16 protein-coding genes, 1 tRNA gene and 1 pseudogene are annotated in these 18,565 nt (G+C 34.0%); 9 read left to right on the forward strand and 9 right to left on the reverse strand.

The window, feature by feature from the left end; genetic code table 11:
* Positions 1-348: 348 nt before the first annotated feature.
* The 9 genes from napA to LQU93_RS06110 all read left to right on the forward strand — a co-directional run bounded on the left by napA (position 349) and on the right by LQU93_RS06110 (position 9,428).
* Positions 349-3,126: a nitrate reductase catalytic subunit NapA gene (gene napA, locus LQU93_RS06070; RefSeq protein WP_229932993.1), complete on the forward strand. Its 2,778-nt coding sequence runs from the start codon at positions 349-351 to the stop codon at positions 3,124-3,126.
* A 2-nt stretch (positions 3,127-3,128) separates the two neighbouring features.
* Positions 3,129-3,878 (forward strand): ferredoxin-type protein NapG, encoded by a 750-nt coding sequence (gene napG, locus LQU93_RS06075; RefSeq protein WP_229932994.1) that lies wholly within the window; start codon positions 3,129-3,131, stop codon positions 3,876-3,878.
* Positions 3,878-4,666, forward strand: a complete 789-nt coding sequence (gene napH, locus LQU93_RS06080) for a quinol dehydrogenase ferredoxin subunit NapH (RefSeq protein ID WP_229933041.1) — start codon at positions 3,878-3,880, stop codon at positions 4,664-4,666. The genes napG and napH overlap by 1 nt, the downstream gene beginning before the upstream one ends.
* 2 nt (positions 4,667-4,668) lie before the next feature.
* Entirely contained in the window at positions 4,669-5,190 is a 522-nt protein-coding gene (locus tag LQU93_RS06085) for a nitrate reductase cytochrome c-type subunit (RefSeq protein WP_229932995.1), read from the forward strand.
* Complete coding sequence (locus LQU93_RS06090) at positions 5,191-5,658, forward strand: 4Fe-4S binding protein (RefSeq protein WP_229932996.1); 468 nt, start codon at positions 5,191-5,193, stop codon at positions 5,656-5,658.
* Complete coding sequence (locus tag LQU93_RS06095) at positions 5,658-6,593, forward strand: WD40 repeat domain-containing protein (RefSeq protein ID WP_229932997.1); 936 nt, start codon at positions 5,658-5,660, stop codon at positions 6,591-6,593. Before LQU93_RS06090 ends, LQU93_RS06095 begins: the two co-directional genes overlap by 1 nt.
* On the forward strand, positions 6,590-6,937 hold the full coding sequence (locus tag LQU93_RS06100) for a chaperone NapD (RefSeq protein ID WP_229932998.1): 348 nt from the start codon (positions 6,590-6,592) through the stop codon (positions 6,935-6,937). The genes LQU93_RS06095 and LQU93_RS06100 overlap by 4 nt, the downstream gene beginning before the upstream one ends.
* Positions 6,938-7,130: 193 nt before the next feature.
* A complete protein-coding gene (locus tag LQU93_RS06105; RefSeq protein ID WP_229932999.1) occupies positions 7,131-7,565 on the forward strand; it encodes a Dps family protein in 435 nt (144 codons plus the stop codon).
* A 54-nt stretch (positions 7,566-7,619) separates the two neighbouring features.
* Entirely contained in the window at positions 7,620-9,428 is a 1,809-nt protein-coding gene (locus tag LQU93_RS06110) for a menaquinone biosynthesis decarboxylase (RefSeq protein ID WP_229933000.1), read from the forward strand.
* A gap of 892 nt (positions 9,429-10,320) precedes the next feature.
* Here the strand turns inward: LQU93_RS06110 and LQU93_RS06115 are convergent.
* The 9 genes and pseudogenes from LQU93_RS06115 to LQU93_RS10035 form a co-directional block, all read right to left on the reverse strand.
* Complete coding sequence (locus LQU93_RS06115) at positions 10,321-10,560, reverse strand: hypothetical protein (protein WP_229933001.1); 240 nt, start codon at positions 10,558-10,560, stop codon at positions 10,321-10,323.
* A gap of 482 nt (positions 10,561-11,042) precedes the next feature.
* Positions 11,043-11,264 carry a hypothetical protein gene (locus LQU93_RS06120; protein ID WP_229933002.1) on the reverse strand — a complete coding sequence of 74 codons (222 nt, stop codon included), beginning with the start codon at positions 11,262-11,264 and terminating at the stop codon, positions 11,043-11,045.
* A 647-nt stretch (positions 11,265-11,911) separates the two neighbouring features.
* Positions 11,912-11,999, reverse strand: a tRNA-Ser gene (locus LQU93_RS06125).
* Between the two features lie 28 nt (positions 12,000-12,027).
* Positions 12,028-13,074: a PepSY-associated TM helix domain-containing protein gene (locus tag LQU93_RS06130; RefSeq protein ID WP_229933003.1), complete on the reverse strand. Its 1,047-nt coding sequence runs from the start codon at positions 13,072-13,074 to the stop codon at positions 12,028-12,030.
* 99 nt (positions 13,075-13,173) lie between these two features.
* A complete protein-coding gene (locus LQU93_RS06135) occupies positions 13,174-15,621 on the reverse strand; it encodes a bifunctional diguanylate cyclase/phosphodiesterase (protein ID WP_229933004.1) in 2,448 nt (815 codons plus the stop codon).
* Positions 15,618-16,493 (reverse strand): cytochrome-c peroxidase, encoded by an 876-nt coding sequence (locus LQU93_RS06140; RefSeq protein WP_229933005.1) that lies wholly within the window; start codon positions 16,491-16,493, stop codon positions 15,618-15,620. The genes LQU93_RS06135 and LQU93_RS06140 overlap by 4 nt, the downstream gene beginning before the upstream one ends.
* Positions 16,494-16,523: 30 nt before the next feature.
* Positions 16,524-17,249: a class I SAM-dependent methyltransferase gene (locus LQU93_RS06145; protein WP_229933006.1), complete on the reverse strand. Its 726-nt coding sequence runs from the start codon at positions 17,247-17,249 to the stop codon at positions 16,524-16,526.
* Positions 17,246-17,599 carry a transcriptional repressor gene (locus tag LQU93_RS06150; protein ID WP_229933007.1) on the reverse strand — a complete coding sequence of 118 codons (354 nt, stop codon included), beginning with the start codon at positions 17,597-17,599 and terminating at the stop codon, positions 17,246-17,248. The genes LQU93_RS06145 and LQU93_RS06150 overlap by 4 nt, the downstream gene beginning before the upstream one ends.
* A pseudogene (locus LQU93_RS10035) lies at positions 17,589-18,565 on the reverse strand (DNA cytosine methyltransferase). The gene LQU93_RS06150 and the pseudogene LQU93_RS10035 overlap by 11 nt, the downstream one beginning before the upstream one ends.

The raw sequence follows: 18,565 nt of genomic DNA on the forward strand, positions 1-18,565 counted from the left end.
TTACGAAGTAATGCTTGTTTTAAACAAATCTAGGTCTTATAATACAAGATTAAGGTAAGTTTTTAAGATAAATATAATATTAAATTCTATTTTAGCTTACTTTTAAATTTAAAAACAACAGATGTATCTGTTTGTCATTATAAGCATTTTGTTTTTTTGTTGCTTTGTAATAATATAGACAAAATAATAGCTTAAGGTCTTAAATAAGGGACTTTTATATTTTAGATATAGTGTAACACTTTTACGCATTGCAAGAATATGTATTATTTAAATTGATTTACATCAATAAAATATTAAAACTACTTGGGTATTATAAAAACCTTGAATTTAGTGCATAAAGGAGAAAATATGCAAAGACGAGATTTCATAAAACAAGCCGCAGCAGCCGCAGCATGTGCTAGTGCTGGTGTAGCACTTCCTAGCAATTTAAATGCAAACGAGGGAGAAAAAGGCTGGAGATGGGATAAATCAGCCTGTAGATTTTGCGGTACGGGATGCGGTATCATGGTCGCTACAAAAGATGGCAAAATTGTAGCAGTTAAAGGTGATCCAGAAGCACCGGTAAATAGGGGTTTAAACTGTATTAAAGGTTATTTTACGGCTAAAATTATGTATGGCGAAGATCGTCTTACAAGTCCGCTTTTAAGAGTAAATGAAAAAGGTGAGTTTGATAAAAAGGGCAAATTTAAACGTGTAAGCTGGAAACAAGCTTTTGACGTGATGGAGGCTCAATTTAGAAAAGCATATAACGAGCTTGGGCCACATGGTGTTGGTATTTTAGGCTCAGGACAATACACAATTCAAGAGGGCTATGTTGCTTCAAAAATGATGAAAGCCGGATTTAGAAGCAACAATATCGATCCAAATGCACGACACTGTATGGCTTCGGCAGTTGTAGCATTTATGCAAGTTTTTGGCATAGATGAACCAGCAGGATGCTATGATGATATTGAGCTTACAGATACTATTGTAACATGGGGTGCAAACATGGCTGAGATGCATCCGATTTTATGGGCTAGAGTTAGTGATAGAAAATTAAGCGATCCGCAAAAAGTTAAGGTTATAAACTTAAGCACCTACTCAACTCGCACATCAAATTTAGCCGATACTGAGATAATCTTTGCTCCAAGCTCTGATGTTGCGATATTAAACTATATAGCACGTGAAATAGTTTATAATAATCCTAAGGCAATTGATTGGGATTTTGTAAATAAACACTGTGTATTTACTACAGGTCCAGCTGATATAGGCTACGGATTGCGTCCAGATATCAAACATGCAAAATATAATAGTAGTGAACTAGATACCGCTGCCACGGAAAAATCAAAAATTTTAAGCGAGGCCGAGGGCGTTAGCTTGGCATATTTAGGTTACAAGGCTGGTGATACTCTAGAAAACAAAAACACAAATACCGCTGCAAACCACTGGCATATAAGCTTTGAAGAGTATAAAAAAGCTCTTGCACCATACACGCTTGATTATGTCGCAAAGATAGCCAAGGGCGATGCGAATGAAGATATTGAGACATTTAAGGCAAAATTAAAGGAACTAGCAAATTTATACATAGAGAAAAATAGGCGTGTTGTAAGCTTTTGGACGATGGGTTTTAACCAGCATCAACGTGGCACATGGGTAAATGAGCTAATGTATGCGGTGCATTTCTTGCTTGGTAAGCAGTCACTTCCTGGATGTGGGGCGTTTTCTCTTACAGGGCAACCAAGTGCATGCGGAACAGCTAGAGAAGTTGGAACGTTCGTGCATAGGTTGCCTGCTGATATGGTTGTAAATAATGCAAAACACAGAGAGATAACGGAAAAAATTTGGAAACTTCCAAAAGACACACTAAGTGGCACACCAGGATCGCACTATATGAAAATGCTACGCGATTTAGAAGATGGCAAGAATAAATTTATATGGGTTCAAGTAAATAATCCATGGCAAAACTCAGCAAACGCAAATCACTGGATCAAAGCCGCTCGTGAAATGGATAATTTTATAGTCGTTTCAGACGCATATCCTGGAATTTCAGCCAAAGTTGCAGATTTGATTTTGCCAACTGCTATGATATACGAAAAATGGGGTGCATATGGCAATGCTGAGCGTCGAACACAGCAGTGGAGACAGCAAGTGCTTCCAGTTGGCGAGGCCATGAGTGATGTCTGGCAAATGCTTGAGTTTTCAAAACGCTTTAAAATTTCAGAGTTCTGGAAAGAAACCAAACTAAATGACAAAGTTACGTTGCCAGATGTAATGAGCGAAGCAAAAGCAATGGGATATGATGAAAATGCAACATTGTTTGATGTGTTGTTTGCAAACGAAGAAGCAAAGAGCTATCCTGCAAAAGACGAGATAATGCAAGATTTTGATAATTCAGAAGTATTTGGCGATAAAAGAAATGTTATCGGTAGCGATGGCAAAGTATTTAAAGGATATGGATTTTTCGTGCATAAATACCTATGGGAAGAGTATAGAAAATTTGGCGTAGGTCATGGGCATGATTTGGCTGATTTTGATACCTATCATAAAGTAAGGGGTCTTAGATGGCCGGTTGTTGATGGCAAAGAGACTCAATGGAGATTTAATACAAGCTTTGATCCATATGCTAAAAAGGCAAACCCAAATGAGAAATTTGCATTTTATGGCAACAAAAATGCAAGTTTGCCAAGTGGAGATTTGACACAAGTAACAGACAAAGAGAAAAAATCTCTATCAAATAAGGCTAAAATTTTCTTCCGCCCATATATGGATCCATGCGAAATGCCAAGCAGTGATTATCCATTTTGGCTATGCACTGGACGTGTGTTAGAGCATTGGCATACAGGCACGATGACTATGCGTGTGCCTGAGCTATATCGTGCGGTGCCTGAGGCATTATGCTACATGCATGAAGACGATGCAACAAAACTAGGTGTTAGCAAAAATGAGATAGTTTGGGTAGAAAGCAGACGTGGCAAAGTAAAAGCTAGAGTAGAGACAAACGGTCGCAACAAGCCACCTGTTGGACTAGTATATGTGCCGTTTTTTGACGAAAATGTATATATAAATAAAGTATGCTTGGATGCGACTTGTCCTATATCTAAAGAGACCGATTTTAAAAAGTGTGCGGTTAAAATTTACAAGGCATAATCATGCAAAGACGCGACGCGTTAAAATTTGGTGTTAAAGCTACAGCTTTAGCACTAGCTAGTGGATATGCATGGAGCGTGGCAGCAAACGCTAGTACTACTACTTTGCTACGTCCACCAGCAGCAAAAAATGAAAAAGACTTTTTGGCTGCCTGTATTAGGTGTGGCTTATGCGTAAATGCCTGTCCGTTTGACACGCTTAAACTTGCTGAGTTTGGCGATGGTGTAGCAATTGGGACGCCTTATTTTACGCCACGAAAAATTCCGTGCTACATGTGTGGTGCCGTTCCTTGTGTACCAGCCTGTCCAACAAATGCACTTGATGCTAGTTTAATAAATACAGACAATAAACTAGATATTACAAAGGCAAGGATGGGCGTTGCAGTTGTTGATACTGCAAATTGTATAGCCTACTGGGGTCTTAGATGCGATGCTTGTTATCGTGCCTGTCCAATGATAGACAAGGCGTTAAAAATAGAACTAAAACGCAATGAACGCACACAAAAACACGCATTTATGTTGCCTATTGTAGACAACAATGTTTGCACTGGATGCGGAGTGTGTGAGCATGCTTGTGTTACAGACAAACCAGCAATTACTATAATTGAGCGTGATAGGGTGCTAGGTATGGCTGGAGATAACTACGTGCAAGGATGGGTTGAGGGTGCCGATGTAAAAAATGACGGCATAAATAAAGACCTAAAATTTGATAGCAAAAAGATTACAAATTATCTAAACGATGGAGAGTTATGATGAAAATTTTACTTTTTAGACGTTTGGTTCAGTTTGGAATTTTAGCATTATTTGTGGCTGGAAATTTTTATGGCATTAAAATTTTAAGCGGGGATTTTGGTTCATCTTTGCTATTTGACAAAATTGCATTAGCCGATCCGTTTGCTGTTGTGCAGCTTCTTTTGGCCGGTATGGGATTTAGTACTAGCGTGATTATAGGAGCTATTTTGGTGCTAATTTTTTATGCCATAATCGCCCCTCGTGCATTTTGTGGCTGGGTTTGCCCTGTAAATATCATAAGTGATTTAGCGTTTAATCTAAGACTTAAACTAGGTTTTGAAAATGATAAATCCACCATAAATATAAGTAGAAATTTCCGCTATATTTTACTAGTGCTTACGCTTTTGTTATCACTAGTTTTAGGTGTAGCAGCATTTGAAATGGTTAGCTTTGTTGGACTTGTTTCTCGCGGAATCGTGTTTTTGCAAGGCTCAGTGGTAGCGGTTATTGGCTGCATTTTGGCGTTTGATATGTTTATATTAAAGCGTGGAGTGTGCAATTATATTTGCCCACTTGGTGCATTTTATGCTGTGGTGTCAAAATTTTCACTACTTCGCATTAAACACGATGTTAGCAAATGCACAAATTGTGCAAAGTGTTTAAAAATTTGCCCAGAAAATCACGTTTTAGACATGATAGCAAAACGAAGCGATATAGTAAAAAACAGCGAATGTATAAGTTGCGGACGATGTATAGATGTGTGCGAAGACGACGCACTTGGATTTAGTATTAGAAATTTAAGGAGTTAAAAATGAGATTAAAATATATTTTACCTATGGTTTTGGCTGCATTTTTAGTTAGCTGTGCCATGAGCCAAAAAGAGTTAAGCGATACTGAGATAGGCTATAGAAACGTTGATTTATTGGATGAAAATAGCGTAGTTGCAAAGGATATCACATGGAGTAATGAACCAGCTGGTATGTCAAAAAAGATAGAGCGTTCGTTTGAAAACGCACCGCCGTTTATTCCGCATGATATCGAAGGTCTAGTGCCAATTACAAAAGATATGAATATGTGTGTGACTTGTCACATGCCTGAGTTTGCCGCAGATAGTGGCGCTACGGCAATTCCAGCATCGCATCTATATGACATAAGAAACAAAAAAGATAAAGGCGGAGTGCTTCATGATGAGAGATTTAACTGTGATACTTGCCATGTGCCACTATCAAATGCGAAAGCACCAATAAACAATAATTTTAAAGCTGATTTTAGACAAGACAATGGAAGCGAGAAATCAAATCTGCTTGATGTTTTAAATGATGGTATAAAGTAAGTGCAAAAAAGGGAGTTTTTTGATAGGTTTAGACCAAGCAAAAAGCATGAGCTTAAACCTATCGCTCCGCCATATTTTGGCGGAGAATTTAACTGTGCTAAATGTAATGGATTTTGTGTAAGTTCGTGCAAACGTAATGTGATTGTTTTTAGTGAGAACAAAGTTAGTTTAAATTTCAAAAAAAATGGATGTAACTTTTGTCAAGATTGTGCAAAGGCTTGTGAGAGCCTGGGCAATGGTGTGCTTAGCTTGAAATTTGATGAAAAAATCACAGCAAAAACTAGCATAGATGTAAGCACATGCTTGGCATGGAATGATGTTATTTGTTGCAATTGTCAAGACGTTTGCAAATATAAAGCGATTGAGTTTTTGGGCGTATTTCGTCCTGTTATCAATGAAAAATGCGTAAATTGTGGTGAGTGCATTAGTGCGTGTTTTAAACAAAGTATAGATATAAAGGCAGTGTAATGAGAGTAGTGTTTGCTATAATTTTGTTTGTAAATTTATTGTTTTGCTTTACAATAGACAGACCATACAAAAGTATAAAAGTCGACAATAAGGTTCTTAAAATTTTCGTTATAGATGACAAAATTTACATTAGCACCATTGATGGCGTAATAGATATTTACGATATTAAAAAAGATAAATTTATTGACAAAATTAAATTAAAACGTATTAAAAATTTTTTCGAAGACGATACTCATGCAAATGTGCTTAGCCTAGATGTGTTAAATCAAAAGATTATTATATTAGCTGATGATGATTATGGCAAAAAAATTCTTTATAGCTATAGTAACGGCGAATTAAAAAGCATTAAGGTTAAAAACGAGGCCATAAAATCTGCATTGTTTTTAGATAGTTCAACACTGATACTATCATCTATTAGCAATGAGATCTACTTTTACAGTATAAAGCTTGATGAAATTTTTAAAAGTTTTAAAATATCTACCGCAATGCTTTCTGCTATACATATGACCGACGATAAAAATCAAATTTTGCTAGCACCAGAAAGCGGCAAAGTCTATTTTTATGATTTTAAAAAGGACGATTTTACAAGCATTATAGATATACATACAGATAACATATACTCTATAGCATATAAAAACAACGTATTAATTACCGGCGGTGCTGATAGTGTGCTTGGCATTTATCGTGATAATACTTTATTAAAAAAGCGCCCAGGATCGCTTATTTATGCTGTAGCATTAAACACAAAAGCAGATATTGGTGCATATGTGAGCGAAAAATTAACCGATATATATCTGATAGATACAAAAAATGGTGATAAAATAGGAGAGATTAAAACCGGACAAAGAGCCATAAATAGCATAGCTTTTATTAATAGCAATGAGATGGTAAGTGCATCTTTTGATAATGAAATTTTGTTTTGGAGAATTAAGTGAATATATCAAGTGTGATAATAAATTTAAAAAATGAGAGTTTTTTGGGTGATGTTTTAGCAAGACTAAAAGGTGTGAGTGAATGCGAGGTCGTAACAAGTCAAAATACAAAAATTATAGCAGTTATAACTGCAGATGATGTAAATGCCGAGGTTGCAAAATTTCGTGAGATAGAAGCGATAGATGGAGTTGGTTCTGTCGCTATGGTATATGCATATCAAGAAGATATAGAGTTTGATAAAGACAAGCTTGATATTGGGCAAGATGTGGCTGAAATTTTACAAAATGAAACAATAAGAGCTGAAGATATAGTTTATAATGGTCATGTTGGAGCAAAAGTAAAGTAAATTTTAATACAAATAAAAATATAAACTAAAATTTTTTATATATTTTGATATTAAGTTATAAATTTTAAGTATAATAATGACAATGAATGGTGCAGGTGAATAAAATTTCTAAATAATAAAATTTATTGTTTAATTAATTTTATTTTAAGTGAGGTGGTGATATAATTCACTCAATAAAAATAAAGGAGACAAAATGTCAAAAGTAATTTCACAGTTAAATCAAATTCAGGCCGATGTTCATGGACTATACATCAAACTACACGATCTTCATTGGAATGTAAAAGGCATACAATTTCATTCAGTGCATGAATTTACAGAAAAAGCATATGATGATATGCACGAAATTTTCGATGCAGTCGCTGAAAGAGCAATTATGCTAGGCGGTAAAGCCATTATTAAAATCGAAGATTTAGTAAAAACAAGTCATATTAAACACAACACAAAAGATAGCTATACTCCAACTGAAGTTCTTGAAGAAGTATTGGCTGAGTATAAGCATCTATTGGCTGAGTTTAAAAAGCTAGATGAACTAGCAGAAGGCGACACGACAACTCAGGCCTATGCTCAAGAGCAAATTGCAAAGTATGAAAAAGAAATTTGGATGCTTAACGCAACACTAGGCAAATAAGCCAAAATTTAAACTAACTTTTAATATAATGCCCTAAAACTTAAAGGACATTATATGAACTACATTGAAATTTTACGCAAAAATGGGCTTTTAAGAGAGATTAATGAGCCGATTGATATTGATTTACAAATAGCTCACGCAGCCTACATAGAGGTAAAAAAAGAAGACAGCAAAGCACTTTTATTTACAAATGTTACGGATAAAAATGGCAAAAAGTATCCACCGGTTTTGGCTAATATTTTTGGTTCAAAAAGAGCGGTTGAGCTACTTTTTGGAGTAAGTCCGCAAAACGTAGCAGACGAAATTTCAAGTCTTTTAAAGCCCAAAAAACCTAAAAATTTATCTGAGAAATTCGACTTTTTATCCTATCTTTTTAAAATGCGAAAAATTTTTACAAAAAAGCTTAAAAATCGTGGCGAGTGTCAAGAAATAGCCTATTTTGATAATGCTGTAAATTTAAACGATCTACCAGTTCTTAAAACATGGGAGCGTGATGGTGGAGCATTTGTGACGATGGGACATGTCTATACGCAAAGCCTTGATGGTGAGTTAGTAAACGTCGGCATGTATAGGCTTCAAGTGTATGGAAAAAACCGCCTTGGTATGCATTGGCAAATCCACAAAGACGGTGCGAATTTCTTTAACGAGTATAAAAAAGCTGGGCGTAAAATGCCTGTGGCTGTAGGCATAGGTGGCGATCCGCTTTATATCTGGTGCGGACAAGCACCGCTGCCAAAAGGCGTGTTTGAGTTATTGCTTTATGGCTTTATACGTAAAAGTCCAGCCAAACTTGTAAAATGCCTTACAAATGACATCTGGGTGCCACATGATTGCGACTATGTGATAGAGGGCTTTGTCGATACTGCAAAATTTGAGCTTGAAGGACCATTTGGCGATCACACTGGTTTTTACACTCCGATAGAGCCGTTTCCTGTGATGGATGTGAGTGCCATAACTTGTAAAAAAGAGCCGATTTTTCACGCTACAGTGGTAGGCAAACCACCACTTGAAGATAAATATTTTGGCTGGGCGACTGAGAGAATTTTCTTGCCACTTTTACAAACCACTGTGCCTGAGCTGATTGATTACAATATGCCTGAAAATGGGGTCTTTCATAACCTTATCCTAGCCAAAATCAAAGCCCTTTATCCAGCACACGCCAAACAAGCCATGCACGCATTTTGGGGCGTGGGACAGATGAGCTTTGTAAAACATGCTATTTTTGTAGATGAAAATGCACCTGAGCTTGAAAATTTTGACGAGTTTTCATCGCTTGTGCTAAACCGCTTTGGTGAGCGTTCGCTGCTTATAAGCGAGGGTGTTTGCGATCAACTAGATCATGCCTCGCCAAACTCGTGCTACGGCGGAAAACTAGGCATTGACGCGACGGCTGATTACTCGCAAGATGAAGCGATACTAAAGCTTAGCGATGATGAGTTACTTAAGAAATTTAAAGGCGTAGCGAGTGAAATTTATGAGCTAAAGCAGTATAAATTAGACACTAAAAGCCCAATTTGCGTGGTGAAATTTAACAAAAACCGCTTAGTTGGCGAGATATTTAAAGACTTGCTTGCTTTAAAAGAACATTTTAAAATTCTCATCTTTGTTGATAGCACAGCACGGTTAAATAATGCTTATATGCTTATTTGGCGTGTGACAAATAATATCGATGCTTTGCGTGATGTGTATATTAAAAGCGAGAGATTTTGCGTGGATGCAAGCATAAAAGACGAGCGTGACGGATACACAAGAGAGTGGCCAATGGCAACTGACTGCACTCGCGAGGTTGTAGATGAGCTTATCAAAAAAGGCATAGTAAAGGACGATCCTGAGCTATTTGAGAGATATGAGATTTTTGGCTAGATGGCAAAATAAAATTATTTTATTATGAAATTAATCCAAATGCAAATATTGCTTTTATTAGTTATTTGCTACGTAAAATAATAAATTTATACAACAAAAATGTCACGCAATATGCCTTAAATTTTGTCACATTAAAGCCAATATCAAATGATATAAACAAGCATATTATTTTTTAAAATTTAAATAATGATTTTTCCATCTTGCTTTAAAACTAGCATAGACCAGCAAAGAAATGCTAGGTCTTGCTTGTATTTTGGTGATTATTTTATCTGCTAAATAAGGAGTAAATTTTAAAATATTTTTTAAAATTTTGCCAATCCTTAGTCCTAATACGTATAAAATAGAGTTAAATGCTAAAATAACATCAAAGTAGCCTCTAAGCACGAAGCTATACAAACTTGATAGGATGAAGCAAAATTTAGAATATTGCTATTAAATTAATGATAATTTAAACAAGAAAAACTCATCTCTTTAAGTTTCGTAAAACCTACAAGCAGCGATAATTGCAAGATGTAATATTTAAGCCATTTGCTATAAAGCGTTATATATTTATAATAATGACAAATAGGTCTAAATTTAGATATCTGCTAAAACATTGTGTCTAAATAAAGTTTGCCAATAATTTATTGCAAACATCAACATAATCAAATTTAAGTTATCCAAGTATTAATAAGCAAACTCAAAATAAACCCAAAGACTAATCACACAAACAAATATTTTATTTACTTAAACCAATAAAGCCAAATAGCTATCAAGTTTTACCAAAAGACGTCTAAACATATCAGCCCTAGAAGCGATAGTTTTAGTCATGATTTGCATATTTTATAGTTTGCTAGATATCACTTTTGCCCCTGCTAAATTTGATTTGGCTTAATTAAGTTTTCGTTAGCTTTTAATCAGAAACAATGCCAATAGTAAGCGGTGCTGCTACAAGTGCTTCAATCATCACTATAACACCAGCCACATCACCGCCACTAACGCCTTGTATAAGCAAACTAGCCAGGATAGAAATTTCTTTAATCTCTTTAAAATTTTGCCTGTCGTTGATAAAATTATTTAACTCATTAAGCCCAGTAAAGTCTTTAAAATTTACGTTTTTTAATTTTTCAAACTCAGACATAAAATCAGTCAAGCTGTATCTAAAACATAAGCTTTTTCCAAGAAACTCAAGTGCATTTAAACACTCTTTTTGCTGTCTTAAGCTCTTTTGTCTGATTTTTGAGTGCTTTGCTTTCTTTATTTAATAGCTTAGCAACATCATCGCAGCAACCTTGAAATTTTTACTTCTATATTTTTTATGGTATTTACTAAATTTTTAGAAAATTTGTCTAAACATTTAACTAATACTCGTGTTTATTTGTTTTAACTATATTAATGTAGCTATATGCACTGTGGTGTCGACACGGACTTTGCTTTTGTTTATGGTATTGATGTTTGCCACTTCTTTTGCTTGAGCCACAAATCCTGCTTGTTGCTTTAAATTTGCATATTCATGTTGCGGATTTGTTTTATACTTAGATACATTTTAAGGCTTCGTTTTAAATTTTACCAGTGGCATTATCTACGTTGTAATTTACTTTTATCTAATTTAAATTTATACTACTTATATCTTTTTTATCTCCTTAATGAAATAAAATGCTTGTATGCTAGATACGGCAAAAGTATGGCTAGTTTTTTGAATTTTAAACTAAGTGTTGCCATTATAATTATCACAATAATTCTAAGGCGAACTATTGGGTGCTGTGAGTAAAAGAACAAAGCACTTACACCAGTCCCAGCTAAAACCATTTTATCAACGAAGCTTAATCTCTTTTTTTGTTTATTTTTGATAAACATTTTTACTCCCTTACATAATGTGTTTGTGTAATTATAAAATTTATATGCGACAGGTTGCGTCAAGATTTAATCTTTCATATATGTTTTTAGTACATCAAATAATTTATTTTTTAAGATTTAGGGCTTATGTTTTCAATTTTAGGCAAAAGCAAGGTTTTAAATGCCTATTTATACAAAATAGCTGTTTAGAGCTTATCTTACTTTTGTTTTTATCCATTTTTTAAACACCGCTTTATCTCCACCTTGCCAAGTGTTAAGCGTTTGCGTTTATTATCATTAGGGTTTTAAACTCGTATATGAAAATTTTGTTCCATTAGGCATTATTTTTACAAGCAAATTATCACCATTACTTATAAAATACACCTTATCTTTTGGCTTTAAATTTTTAAGCTGCGTGGTTGTTAGTTGTTTTGAGAGTTTTGGTATCTTAACCCTTTTTGGTTTTAGTTTTTGCTGACTATTTTTTTGTTTTTTTGCTATTTTTATGAGTTAGTCAGCTAAATGCTTAGCATAAACTTCTTTGCTAGACCTTTCTTTAACTTTCTTTTTGTTGCTGTAACTTTATCTGAAAATGTTTTAAAATATCGTTAAAATCGTAGTTTTGTTGCTGTAACTTGCGATTAATTTCTTTGTTTTTCTTGAAGCAATGGCGGATAGAGAGAGATTCGAACTCTCGGTGAGTTGCCCCACACACGCGTTCCAGGCGTGCTCCTTAAACCACTCGGACATCTACCCAAAGAGTGCGATTATATCTAAGTGTGGCTTATTTTTTATTTATACGCTTATATGCCATCAAAAAGCCAGTTACAATAAACAAACTAAGCCCAAAACACGCAATGGCAAAAACCGCCTTGCCTATCTCGCCAAAAATCGTGCCTTTATGAATATCTAGCATCACGCTTTTTAGCCAAGCAGCACTATTTTTATTTACAGTTGTTTTGATTTCGCTAACAATTAGATTGTTGTTTTGTATGTGTATGGCATGACGAGTTTTGTTTAAATCATAAGATACTATATAGTGTTGTGCGGATGCAAATATCGTAGCATTTTTAATATCTAGGTTTTTTACTATCATATCAATGTGAGTAGCGTTTATATCGGATCTTGAGTGTTTTTTGTGCGAAGTAGTCTGTATATTAAACATATCAAGCATTGTATTTCTTACAAAATCATAACTCCAAAAAAGTCCGCTAAGCCCCATAATAAGCAAAAACAACGCACACCAAAGCCCAAAAGCACTATGTAGCTGATATAAAAATCCATACCCTTTACGCTTAAAATCAACCTTAAGCGATTTGATAAAATTTCGCTTTATAAGTGGAAAATAAAGCCAAATACCAGTAATGATAATGATTGCCAAAAAAATACTAGCAAGAGCAATAATGTGCTTACCAGTAGCTCTTGCTACATCATTTGCACTAAAAGATAGTCCTAAATTTCGATGAAGCATAAGCATAGAGTGGGCAAAAACACTATAAAAATCCCTAGACACATTAGCATCATATATATCGACGTTGTAGGCTTTTCTAAATGGCTGAGAAACGCCCAAAATATAGTGCTTGTGTCTGTCTTGTATCTTTATACTCATTGGTCTAAACTGTTCGTCTATGTTTTTAATATTTGCTAAAATTTCACTAAAACTAGCTTTTGGCTTGACTTGCGGCGTTTGTTTTACGCTTAAAATTTGCTTTATTTCGTTTTCGTATTGTATAAAAACACCAGTTATACTAAGCACAAATAATGGCACACAAAACACAAACGATAAAATAAGGTGAATATTAAATAAAATTTTATTTCGTTTTAATAGCATAATAATCCTCGTGTGAGTATATTAGCAAAAAATAAATGAATCAAAAATGAATATTAATATAAAATATAATTTTCACTACCTTTGGCTATATTAAATTGCCTACAATAAATCAACTGATTTTGGCTTACCTAGCAAAAATCCTTGTGCGTATGGGACATTAAATTTCTTTAACTCTTCTAAAATTTCAGGTGAGCTAACAAACTCAGCTATTACAGTATAACCCTGTTTTGAAGCAAAATTTATAATGGTTTCAAGCAAGTAGCGTGAGTTTTGATCAAAAGGAAGTTTTTTAATGATTGAGCCATCTATTTTAATGTTGTCTATATCAAGCTCAAGTATGCGGTAATAGTTTGAATAGCCTGAGCCAAAATCATCAATAGAAATTGACGAGCCGTAGCTTTTAATATGCTTAATAAATGAATTTACTATCGAGTAATCAGACACCTCTTCGCTCTCTAAAAGCTCGAAGCAAACATGCTCTGGGCGAGTACATTTTGTTAATTTTTCTTCCAAAAACTCACGCACAGAACTATCTATTATGTCTATACCAGATAAATTTATAGAAAAAGTGTAATCAGGATAGCGTTCAACTAAAGCAAATGCATGTTCTATGACTTTTTTAGTTATTTGCGTATATAGCTGTGCTTGCATGGCTACTTCTAAGAATTCTCCAGGATAGCGGATTTTACCAGACTGATCTATTAAGCGAACCAGAACTTCGTAGTATGTAGCTTGTTTGTCTGGATTTTTTACATCATATATGCCTTGGCATTCTACTATTACGGTGTCATTTTCCAATGCATATTCTATAAGTTGTGTTGTTATTTGGTTTTTATAATATCTAAGCTCAATCGCATCGTTTTCGCGGTAAAAATAGATATCGTTGCCTAATTTTTTAGCTTGTTGGTTAGCCAAAATGGCTTGCATTAATCTATTTGTCTGCGTAGTGTCCATGCTTAGACTTACGCCAATTATCGCTTTTAATCCAGGAAGCCTTTCTATTTTGTTTTCAATTGTGATATCAAGGTTACTAAAGCTAAAATAACTTTGTAATAAAGCTACATCTGCATTTAAGTCATCACCCTTATACCATATATAAAACTCATCATCTTGAAAGCGAAATAGTTCGGCTTTTATATCAGATGTTTCTACGCATAATTTTAAAGTGTTAGCAAACGCAACAAGCATAGCTTCTACAGTTTTTGTCTGATAAAAGAAACGCAAATTATCAAAATTTTTAATAGTAATGTTTATGATGATACCATCACGTCCTTCATCCAGCCGCTCAGTAATAGCAAAATAGTTGCCAAAGCCAGTCATTTTGTCTATGATTGATTGTGCTTGAGCTTGTTTTGTTTTTTGCTCCAGCTCTTTTATTATTTTTGTTTCGTATGTTTTATCTTGTTTAAGTCCAATAAATCCAGCCAACTTGCCACTATACTCAAATGGTATAAATTGCACTTTCTCATATATATATTCATCATCTTTTGTTTTGCTTATTAGCTCTTCATTGCTCCATACATTATTATTATATATTGCGTCTTTTAATTTGTCGTAAAATTCTTCACTATGATAAAATGATTTTAATATATTTGGGCTTTTGCCCTTGATCTCTTCAAGAGTGTATTTATTTGTTAGCTCAAATGCCTTATTTACATATGTTATTTTGTTTTGTGTATCAGTAAATATAATAGAACCAAAACTATTTGATATAGCTGCTTTTAGCATAGCCATCTCTTTTTGGTCTTTGTATATGCCTATGCCTTGTAGTATCAATACAACAATCAATACATAAAACATCAAAAATGCAATAAACATAAAAACCTGCAACAAATCACTAATGCGACTATGCTGATGATCATAGGCTATTAAGATATTATCAAGATAGTTTGAGAGATTTAAAACCTCGTTATCTGAATGCATTTCATGCATTGCCATCAAAGATGATAATGCAAAATTTGCTTTTTGCAGTGTGAGCAATTGAGATTTGTTGCTTGTATTTTCAAAATCTTTTATAATATTTACAGATAAAAACTCTATCTCGGCTTCTAATTGATTTAAAAGCTCTTTTTTAGTGTAGTCTATATTTTTTAATTTAACCAATAATGCCTCAATAAGACTCATTTTACTTCGTTGTTGCGACAAAGCATAATCACTATCTATCAAAAATGCTACTGCACCAGCAGCTACATAATTAAATCTATCGAGCAAATTACGCTTTTTTTCGTATATTGTTTGTATTATGTTTAAATCATTTTCATTGCCATAAATTTCAGACAATACGCTAAAGCTATCTAAACTACTTAAGATTTGTAAATTTTCATAAAATTCGCTAAATATAGCGTTAATGTCGTCGTATTTTATATTTGATAAATTTGTTTTAAAATATGCATCAATCTGTTTATTTAAAATTCTTAAATTCATTATCGAATTACGCCATTGGATATTGTCTTTAACCGTATCATTTAGTTTATATACAAAAAGCACACAAGCCGTAAATATCACCACAAATACTAGAATAATTAAGCCAAGTCGTTGCGATTTCATTTAAGTATCCTAGGATATTCGCCGTTTAATGTGAGTAAAAATTTATATATCAATTCAATCTCATCATCGCTTAATTTATGCATGAGTTGCGTATCAGCGACATGCTTGATTGCATCTTTTAGTTGGGTAATTGAGCCGTCTAGCATATACGGTGCTGTCCTGGAGATGTTTCTTAGTGTTGGCACTCTATATACCTCAAACATATTGTCATTTAAGTCTTCACCATTAAACACACGCTGATAAAATGATAGTTGTTGCATTAAGTTTGTGCCTAAATTTATACCATTATGACATGCCACACAACCTATATCTTTAAATAAATTTAGCCCTTTTTTTTCTTCGTTTGTCATTGCATTTTCATCACCCATTAAATATTTATCAAATCGTGAAGAAGTGGTTGTAAGAGCCTTTTCAAACTCTACTATACTATCTACGATATTATCAAATGTTATTCCATTTTGATAAATTTTGCTAAATAAATTTTTATATTCACTTATACTTGCTACTCTTGATGTCATTGTCTTTTCGTCTATGCCAAGTTGCATATTAGACGTTATAGACTGAGTGACTTGATGGTGCAAATTTTTAGCTGAACCATTTTTAAAATAGATGTGATTTAAAGCAACGCTTAAAATAGTTGGTGGATTTATAGTGTCATTGTATAAGCTTGAACGTATCGTGCCACTGAAATCCCAGTATAGATTGTGACAAGTCTCACATGATTTGTCTTGATTGTCGCTTAAGCGTCTATCAAAAAAGATTTTTTTGCCAAGTTCAGCCTTTTTTTCATCATAAAGCACTCCAAGCGAAGGTGTGAAATCGTTGGCAATAGCATACAAAAATGCAAATAAAAGCAATAAAACTTTTTTCATAAACACTCCGAAATTTTAATAATTATACCTTTAAAATACAAAAAGAGTTATTAAACTATCAATTTTTTCTTCGATAACGTCATTTTTGTATAAGCTATTAAAGACTTGCTCTACTTCTTTTTTGCTATATTTAGTGCCACAAATTTCAAGATGCCAAAAGATATTTTGTAGTGCTTCATTTTTGCTACGTTTTGTCATCCTACTCTCTCCAAAAAACAATTGATTGTAGGATATATTATTGCTTTGTAGCCATGATTTTAGCTCAGACACAGAGCCCCCGTCTCTATTATTTATACCATAGTGCTTAAAAAATACTTCAAGCAAATCAGAGTGCCTTGGCCTATTAAAATTTATAAAAATTTTAACCTTTGCACACTTGTTAAATTTCTCAAAATGTTTAGTTGTTTTTATAGCTGGTGACATAGAGCAAAGAGCGATATCGTAGTGTTTATCATCATTGTATTCATCCCACGTTAGACATTTGCTAAATATATTTTTCACGCCAAATTTTGTTGCATCTTTGGTTAAAATCTCAAGCATCTTTTCTGAGCTATCAATGCCTAAAATTTCGCTACATTTATCTGAAAAAAATAGCGACCATATGCCAGTTCCACATCCGATATCTATCAAACTCTTATTTTTAAACTCTATCCCCATTTCAATTAAATTTAAATACAAGCCTTCATGAAATATGCCTAAATTTCCGCTATACCTTTGGTATTTGCTTGATTTTTCATCCCATAAACTTTTTTTCATTCACACTCCTTACATATTCCTTTTATCACTGCCGATTTTATGCTTTTTGCAATATTTGGCAAGGGCAAATCAATATTTATCATGGCATGACACACGTCACATACAAAATAGGCTTTTGCGGCACTACCAAGCTCATAAAAGGCTTTTCTGCCAACTTCATTTTTTATAATAATATTGTTTTTTTCAAAAATTTCAAATGCCCGGTAAATGCTTGTCTTATTTGCTCTAACTTGCTCTAAAATCTCATCATAACTAAGCGGTTTATCACTTTGGCTTAAAATTTTAAGCAGCTCTAAACGAAGCAAAGTAACTTTGATATTATGCCTAGCTAAAATTTCATCAAATTGCATCTCTTATCTCTTTTGCTATAATAAAAGCCAAATTTATCGGTACTGCATTGCCTATCATCTTATATCCATCATTTACATTTTCATAGATAAATTCAAACTCATCACTAAAACCCTGCACTCTAGCACACTCTCTAACGCTAAGTCTTCTGTAAAGATGTTCGCTGCCTTTTACAAACTCTCGCTTGTTTTTCTCCACAAACTCCATTTTTGGGGCTTGTGGATGAAGCTGACACTGTCTGCCACTAGCTTGAACGGTAAAAGCCGGCTCGCTCCAGTCTCTAACACGATTTCTACTCATAAAAATAGTAGAAAATGACCCAGTAAAATACTCGTGATTTGCGACTTTTAAATTTTTATTTACCCTGTTTTTATCAAGTGCAGGTATTGCACTATCTTTTAAGTCCCAAATAACATCTTTTAAGGTAAGTTTGGCACCACCTATTGGCTTTGGAAAGCTAAAATTTATCTTTAATCCTTTCTAAAACCTATATAAAACACCCTTTTTCTATCTTGTGCCACGCCATAATCGCTCGCATTTACTAAATTTACACTTACATTATACCCTGCACTATCAAATAAGCTAAGTATGTTTTTTACAGCGTTAGAATGCCTACTAAATAGCATTCCAGCCACATTTTCAGCTAGGAAAAATTTAGGCTGTTTATCTTTTAAAATTCTAATATACTCAAAAAATAGCCTACCTCTGTCATCATCTATACCCTTTAAAGCCCCGGCCTCACTCTAGCTCTGACAAGGCGGTCCGCCGATAATGCCTACAAAATCTCCTTTAAATTCATCCAAAGCAACCTTTTTTATATCCTTTTTTATTAAAATCGCTTTATGATTTTTCTCATATGTCGCCCAAATGCTCTTATCAAATTTATTTGCATAAGCCACATTAAATCCGACTTTTTCAAATCCCAAATCAAGCCCACCTGCACCGCTAAAAAGACTGATTAGTCTCAT

The organism is Campylobacter majalis (genome assembly GCF_905120465.1).
Lineage (GTDB): Bacteria > Campylobacterota > Campylobacteria > Campylobacterales > Campylobacteraceae > Campylobacter_A > Campylobacter_A majalis.